This window comes from Desulfitibacter sp. BRH_c19, from assembly GCA_001515945.1.
In the GTDB taxonomy this organism is placed as follows: domain Bacteria; phylum Bacillota; class DSM-16504; order Desulfitibacterales; family Desulfitibacteraceae; genus Desulfitibacter.
On record LOER01000038.1, the window covers coordinates 63,393 to 70,730 of the forward strand.

At 38.3% G+C, this 7,338-nt stretch carries 5 protein-coding genes; all 5 read left to right on the forward strand.

Annotated features, from left to right (window positions below):
* Positions 1 to 2: 2 nt before the first annotated feature.
* Positions 3 to 878, forward strand: a complete 876-nt coding sequence (locus APF76_03440) for a hypothetical protein (protein ID KUO49574.1) — start codon at positions 3 to 5, stop codon at positions 876 to 878.
* Positions 878 to 3,142 (forward strand): carbon monoxide dehydrogenase, encoded by a 2,265-nt coding sequence (locus APF76_03445; GenBank protein ID KUO49575.1) that lies wholly within the window; start codon positions 878 to 880, stop codon positions 3,140 to 3,142. The genes APF76_03440 and APF76_03445 overlap by 1 nt, the downstream gene beginning before the upstream one ends.
* A 28-nt stretch (positions 3,143 to 3,170) precedes the next feature.
* A complete protein-coding gene (locus APF76_03450) occupies positions 3,171 to 3,860 on the forward strand; it encodes a hypothetical protein (GenBank protein KUO49576.1) in 690 nt (229 codons plus the stop codon).
* Positions 3,857 to 5,653, forward strand: a complete 1,797-nt coding sequence (locus tag APF76_03455) for a hypothetical protein (protein ID KUO49577.1) — start codon at positions 3,857 to 3,859, stop codon at positions 5,651 to 5,653. Before APF76_03450 ends, APF76_03455 begins: the two co-directional genes overlap by 4 nt.
* Positions 5,654 to 5,842: 189 nt before the next feature.
* A partial coding sequence (locus APF76_03460) for a urocanate hydratase (protein ID KUO49578.1) occupies positions 5,843 to 7,338 on the forward strand: 1,496 nt, incomplete at its 3' end.

Genomic DNA, 7,338 nt, shown 5'->3' on the forward strand with positions numbered 1-7,338 from the left:
ATATGAAAACGAATACATTTTACGCTCCTGAAACTATGCAAGCACTTGTAGAATTATTAAAGCTGAAAAAAAATAGAAGTGATTTTTACTTTGTAGCTGGTGCTACTGATCTTTTGATTCATTTTAAAAAGCAAGGGATCTTGGATTTTACAGCTATTGATTTAACACACTTGGATGCACTAAAAGAAATTGTAAAAAAAGATGACTGCATTGAAATTGGTGCAGTAGTCACCATGGCAAAGCTTGAGAAATCCAAAACCGTTCTGGACCACGCAAATGCTTTAGCGGAAGCTGCTAGAAGAGTGGGATCAACACAAATACGCAATCGTGCGACCATTGGAGGAAACGTTGCCAGCGCTGCTCACTGTGCAGATACCATTACTGCATTCTTTGCATTAGGAGCCACAGCTATCTTACTGAATTCAGAGGGAGCATTTCGAGAGATGCTTTTGGAAGAGTTCATCTTGGGTCTTGGTCGTACGCAAATTGAACCAGATGAAGTACTTATTAAAATACGCGTTCCTTATGGAAGCAAGCATGTTTATTCGAGTTTTTCTAAAGTTGGTAGTAGAAAGAGTGTGACCATATCCAAGCTCAACCATGCGGTCCGAATTTGTTTTATGGATAATTACGTAGTAGAAGCAAGCTTTTATTTTGGGTCCATTGGCCCTAAAGCCATCAAAGCAGTAAACTTGGAGAAACATTGTATTGGTAGAGAATGGAATGAAGCATTAATGGTCGAACTTTTTGAATTGGGTTCTAAACAAATTGATGAAGCGATTCCAACAAGGGAGTCAAGACACTATAAGAGAACTGCGGTTAAAGGTGTAATCAGCGATGTGTTTAATGACATTGTAAATCAGAGAGGGGTGATTTGATGGAGAGTGGATTTAAATACATTGGAAAGCGTATAAATAGGCCTGATGCAAAAGATAAAATTTTGGGCAAAACGAAATACACAGAAGATTTAAACCGACATGGGATGCTCTACGGAAAACTCGTAACAAGTAAAAAAGCCCATGCCAAAGTGCGTATCGATGCATCAAAAGCTCAGACCATTGAAGGTGTCAAAGCCGTTTTTACTTACGAAGATGTGCCAAAGAAGCCTTATAACTCTAACCATTGGTATTCTGGGGCAGTTGGCAAAGAAGATGAGCTCATTCTTCATGAAACTGCCAAACACGTTGGGGATCGAATTGCTTTAGTATTAGGCAATACCATGGAAGCCGTGGAAAAAGGACGAAAAGCTCTGATTGTAGAATATGACGAGCTGCCTGTTGTTATTGGTATAGAAGCGGCCAAGCAACAGTCAATAAAAGTTACTGGTGACACCAACTTATGTTTTGAAAAGGAACTTGCCTGCGGAGATATAGAAAGTGGTTTTGAAAAAGCTGATTTTATAATAGAAGATACGGGTTCTACTCCAAAGATTCATCATTCAGCTATTGAGAACCATGTGTGTATGGCAGAAGTCGATACCTTCGGAAACTTAATTATATGTTCACCTTGTCAGGTGGTATTTCAGGTGCAACATGTTACTGCTCAGGCTTTGGATATTCCATATGACAAGATTCGCGTGGTCAAACCATACATGGGGGGATCTTTTGGTGGCAAAGGGATGCCAGTACTGGAACCAATATGTGGATTTGCAGCGTTGAAAACAGGTAGACCCGTTAAAATCATCATGGATCGAATGGACTCCATTGCTGCCACAAGAACCCGCAATGCATCCATGCAAAAGGTCAAAACAGGGATTACCAAAGAGGGGAAGATTGTAGCCCGAGAAATTGAAATTGATTTTGATGGGGGTGCTTATTTAACCAATAGTGCAGCAATCGCTGTGGCAGCGGGCAAGAAAGCTTTCAGAACATATAACATCGAAAATCAAAAGTATTCAGGAAAGACCTATTATACTCACACCACACCAGGTGGAGCCTGCAGGGGATATGGCTCACCGCAGCTTCATGCCATTAGTGAGATCAATATTAACAATGCTGCTGCTAAAATTGGGATGGACCCGGTGGACTTCAGAATTTTGAATGTTGTTAATCCAAGAGAATATATAGAAGGGGCAGTTGATCAGATTGGGATGCCGGCAATTGGTAACGCACGAATCAAGGATTGCCTCATAGAGGGAAAAGAACAATTTCGGTGGAAGGAACGGATGCAAACCATAAAAGATAAAAATACGGATCGTTTTGCTTATGGACTTGGAGTGGCGGCAAGTGCCCATGGTAATGGTTACCATGGTTCATTTCCTGACTACACCAACGTCACGACTCAAATCATGCCAGATGGTAGGGTTTTAGTGAAGGTTGCAATTCATGATTTGGGGTGCGGTACGGTCTTAACTATGCAACAGATTACTGCTGAAGTTTTGAGCATATCAACTGAGCTAATCAATATACCACAAGCGGATACCCATCAATCTCCTTATGATTCGGCAGGGACTCAAGCCAGCCGAGTAACGTTTGTATGTGGTGGAGCTGTAAAAGAGACTGCAGAAGAGCTCAAGCAAAAAATGGCTCAAATCTATGCAACTGCTTTCGGTTGTACAGAGGATCAGGTTTGGTTTATAGATGGCATGATTGGTGCTGAGTCAACTAAGTCCATGGATTATGGAAGTTTTGCTACCTTCTGTGAAGATCAGTACGAAACCACACTTAAGGTTGATTTGGAATACAAATCCAAGGCTAATCCAGGTGTGTACGGTGCTGTTTTCATAGAAGTTAAAGTGGACCGGTATTTAGGCATGGTTGATATCGAGGATATGCTGGTTGTTCAAGACGCAGGGCAAGTTATTAACCGAACCCTAGCTGAAGGACAAGTGCAGGGCGGTGCTCAAATGAGTTTGGGGATGGCCTTGTGTGAAGAAATGATTCATGATAAGAGAGGAGGCCTTAAAACCGATAACTTCTCAAAATATCACATTGTAAATGCTCCGTCCATGCCGGAGGTTAAGACCTTGTTCATAGAAAAGGGTGAGCCTATGGGACCTTTTGGAGCCAAAAGCATGGGTGAATTAGCTGCAGTCGCACCAGCCCCGGCTTTAATAAATGCCATTAATAATGCCTTGGGTACGAACCTTACTGACTATCCGGCAACACCTGAGAAAATCATTAAAGCACTAAATATGTTATAATGAAAGAAATCCCGAAAGGGCGATGACCATGTCTAAAATAATGGTTGTAGATGATGAGATTGAAATAGCAGAAATGATTGAAGACTTTTTGAGAATTGAAAGTATTGAGGTTATTAAAGCTGATTCTGCGGAGAAGGCCTTGGAACTTCTCAATGAAGACATTGAACTCTTAGTTTTGGATATAAACTTGGATGGAATGAATGGGATAGAACTATGTAAAAAAATCCGTAGGACTAATTTCATTCCAATTATTTTTTTAACCTGCAACAACTCCCAGAATGATATGCTTCTCGGGCTAGGGGTGGGTGCTGATGATTATATTACTAAGCCTTTTAATCCAGTAGAACTCGTCGCTCGAATCAAAGCCAATATTCGAAGAACACGGTCCTATAATCAAGGTAGTATAAAGGATGAGATCATTACCTTTGGGGATATTGCCATTTATAAAAGAGGTTATAAGGTCTACAAAAACAAAGAGGATGTTAATATTACGTCGAAAGAATTGAATCTTTTGCTCTACTTGATTGAAAATGCTTATATTGTTTTGAGCAGGGATCAAATTCTTAATAGTGTATGGGGGGATTCCTTTTACGATGAAAATTTAGTCAATACAACCGTTAAGCGGCTTCGGAAAAAGATCGAGAATAATCCTGAAAAACCTCAATATATCAAGACGATTTGGGGCGCTGGTTATGTTTTTGAAGGTGATGTGAGATGATTCATAAAATACGTACTAAGTTACTGGTGATCATGATGATTATTGTGGTGATTGCAGCTCTCCCAATTACATCCATAAGCATGACTTCACTAATTAAGTCATCTAAAGAACAGGCAAAAGACTTTGGTGAGAAATCGGCTTATTACAATTCGGAGATCATCAACACATGGCTTTCTGAAAAAGCAAAAATCCTCATGCAATTGAAAACACAGCTAAAACAGGAAATGAGTGAAGAAGAACTCAAGGAGCTCTTAAGGGTGTATTCCGATATTAACCAAGATTTCATTAGTGTATTCATTGGTACTGATAATAATGAAATGGTGGATGCATACGGGTGGATACCTGATGAAAGCTACAATGTTACTGAAAGACCTTGGTATCAAAAAGCAATTAATCAGGAAACTTATATAACGACCTCCGTTTACTGGGATGTCAATAAAAAGGAGAAAGTTACTGCTATTGCATCCAGTATTGATTTGCAAGAACGCAAAGGGGTCATTGCAGCCAATATTTACGTGGATTACATTTTCGAAATTATCGATGATATAAAGTATGGCGACAATGGATTTGCTATACTATTGGACGATAACTATAACCTGATCACAGGACCAAAAGATGAGAATCAATTAACGGTGTTCAACCACATTTTTGAAATACTCACTTCGAAGGATCAAGTTTTTTCCCAATCAGAGGCCTTTGAAATTGAGATTGATGGTGTAGATTATATTGCAGCTTACTCCAGTATCAAAGGATTTGATTGGACTCTTGTTCTGGTGGCACCTTTATCAGATTTTATTCATTCGGCCTATGCTATGCGAAGCCAGATGATTTATATTCTCTTAGGGACCCTTGTATTAATCATTATGATTAATTATTACTTGAGCCGATCCATATCCCTTCCTATTGAAACTTTAGCCAATGGGGTATCCCGTATTGCAAAGGGAGATTTTGATAACGCCATTAACATAAAGACCCGGGATGAGATTGGTAAGCTTAGTAAAGAGCTGGATAAAATGCGGATAAACTTAAAGAAAATTTTTGAATCCCTTAAGTACGAAAGTAAAATCATTTCCATGAATTCACAAAACTTATTCCAGCATTTAGACGAAACATACCAAGGGACATCTCACTTTTTGTCGATGCTTTCTCACGACATTAAAACACCAATAACCGTGATTAAGGGCTATAGTAAGGCTTTAAGCATGGAGATGGTCGATCCGGATAAAACGAAGGAATACATTGAAAGAATCCAGTATCGTTCTGAGCAAATTGAAAATATTATAACAGATATTTTAGATAACACTTATGAGGCACATAATATAAAAGTGAACCTAAAAGAGATAAAAATCGCTGATTATATAAACATGGTTCTCTATAATTCAGAAAACTATGTGAATAACCAAAAACATCAGTTTATTCGGGAGATTGATTATAAGAGTATTGACGTTGAGGGAACCATAGCAGTTGACATCATAAAAATTCACAGAGTCATCAATAATATTTTATCCAATGCAGTAAAGTTTTCGGAAGACGGTTCAGAGATTATATTAGTAATAAAGGAAGAAGAAGGAAGGATATTAACTTGCTTCAAGGATTATGGAACAGGAATAAGAGCAGAAGAGCGCGAGAAAATATTCAATATGTTTTATAAATCTGATAAATCTAAAAAGGGTTATGGACTTGGATTGTATATAAACAAAGCCATTATTGAAGCACATAACGGTGAGATTGTTTTCGAGTCCGAATATCAACACGGTACTACCAGCGGTTACTATTTAAATGTCATAAAATAAAGATAAAAATAGCAAATTCCAGCCTATTAATTAGATGAAAAAACTAAGCAAAATCTATACAAGCAACGATTAACTACAGAAATTGTCCAAATTGAGCAAGAAGCAGAAGAATTAAGCAAAAGAGTCATAGCTAAAGTAAAAAGTCAGTTTTAACACCTGGGAAGTTTTTTGAAAAAGGGGGCATGAAAAATGATTACTAATAAGGATATTTCCAAGGCTATGATAATCAAGCTTGATGCTAAGCTTCCAGAGATGCCGATTTTTCAGGAAGGTATCAGAAGAGCTCCAAATAGAGGGTATAAACTTACACCGGACCAAACTAAAGTAGCATTAAAAAATGCTCTTAGATATGTACCTCAAGAATTTCACAAAAGTTTAGCACCTGAATTTCTTAAGGAATTAAAAACAAGGGGAAGAATCTATGCTTACCGCTTTCGCCCCGAAGGAAGAATATATGGAAAATCAATAGACGAGTATCAGGGTAACTGCATTGAAGGAAAAGCCTTTCAAGTAATGATAGATAATAACCTAGACTTTGAAGTAGCACTATATCCCTATGAATTAGTCACTTATGGCGAAACGGGTAGGGTATGTCAGAATTGGCTTCAGTATCGATTAATAAAGAAATACCTGGAAGTCTTGACAGAGGAACAGACATTAGTGGTGCAATCGGGTCATCCATTAGGTTTATTTCCTTCTAAACCAGAAGCTCCTAGGGTAATAATAACAAACTCACTTATGATAGGAATGTTTGATAATCCCCACGATTGGGATATAGCAGAACAGATGGGCGTAGCAAATTATGGGCAGATGACAGCTGGCGGCTGGATGTATATTGGACCTCAAGGAATAGTCCATGGAACCTTTAATACCCTTCTTAATGCAGGTAGAAATAAACTTGGAATTCCTGAAGATGGGGACTTAAGGGGACACATGTTTATTTCCTCTGGCCTTGGTGGTATGAGCGGTGCTCAGCCTAAAGCAGTTGAAATAGCAAATGGTGTTGGTGTAATAGCTGAAGTTGACTACTCAAGAATCATGACAAGATATAATCAGGGTTGGGTAGGCAAGGTATCTGATAATCTTGATGATATCTTTGCTACTGCTGAAGAATATTTAAAGAAAAAAGAGCCAATTTCCATTGCCTATCATGGAAATATTGTTGACCTTTTAGAATACGTAGTAGAAAAAAATATTCATGTTGAACTATTATCAGATCAGACTTCGTGTCATGCTGTATATGATGGAGGTTATTGTCCACAGGGAGTATCCTTTGAAGAAAGAACAGAACTAATTGGATCAGACAGAGCTAGATTTATAGAACTTGTAGATAAATCATTAGAACATCACTATGAACTAATTAAAGTCTTAACAGAAAGAGGAACATATTTCTTTGACTATGGAAATGCATTTATGAAAGCAGTTTATGATGCTGGTGTAAAAGACATTTCCAAAAATGGTATAGACGACAAGGATGGTTTCATCTGGCCTTCTTATGTAGAAGATATCATGGGACCAATGCTCTTTGATTATGGTTACGGACCCTTTAGGTGGGTTTGCTTGAGTGGCAAACATGAAGACTTAATTAAAACAGATAAGGCAGCTATGGAGTGTATTAATCCAAACCGTAGAGGTCAAGACAGGGATAACTATATTTGGATAAGAGATGCTGAAGACAATCAGCT

Bases quoted from the DNA above. Each gene is read 5' to 3' on its own strand.
- APF76_03440 (KUO49574.1), top strand. From the start codon at position 3: ATGAAAACGAATACATTTTACGCTCCTGAAACTATGCAAGCACTTGTA.
- APF76_03445 (KUO49575.1), top strand. From the start codon at position 878: ATGGAGAGTGGATTTAAATACATTGGAAAGCGTATAAATAGGCCTGAT.
- APF76_03450 (KUO49576.1), top strand. From the start codon at position 3,171: ATGTCTAAAATAATGGTTGTAGATGATGAGATTGAAATAGCAGAAATG.
- APF76_03455 (KUO49577.1), top strand. From the start codon at position 3,857: ATGATTCATAAAATACGTACTAAGTTACTGGTGATCATGATGATTATT.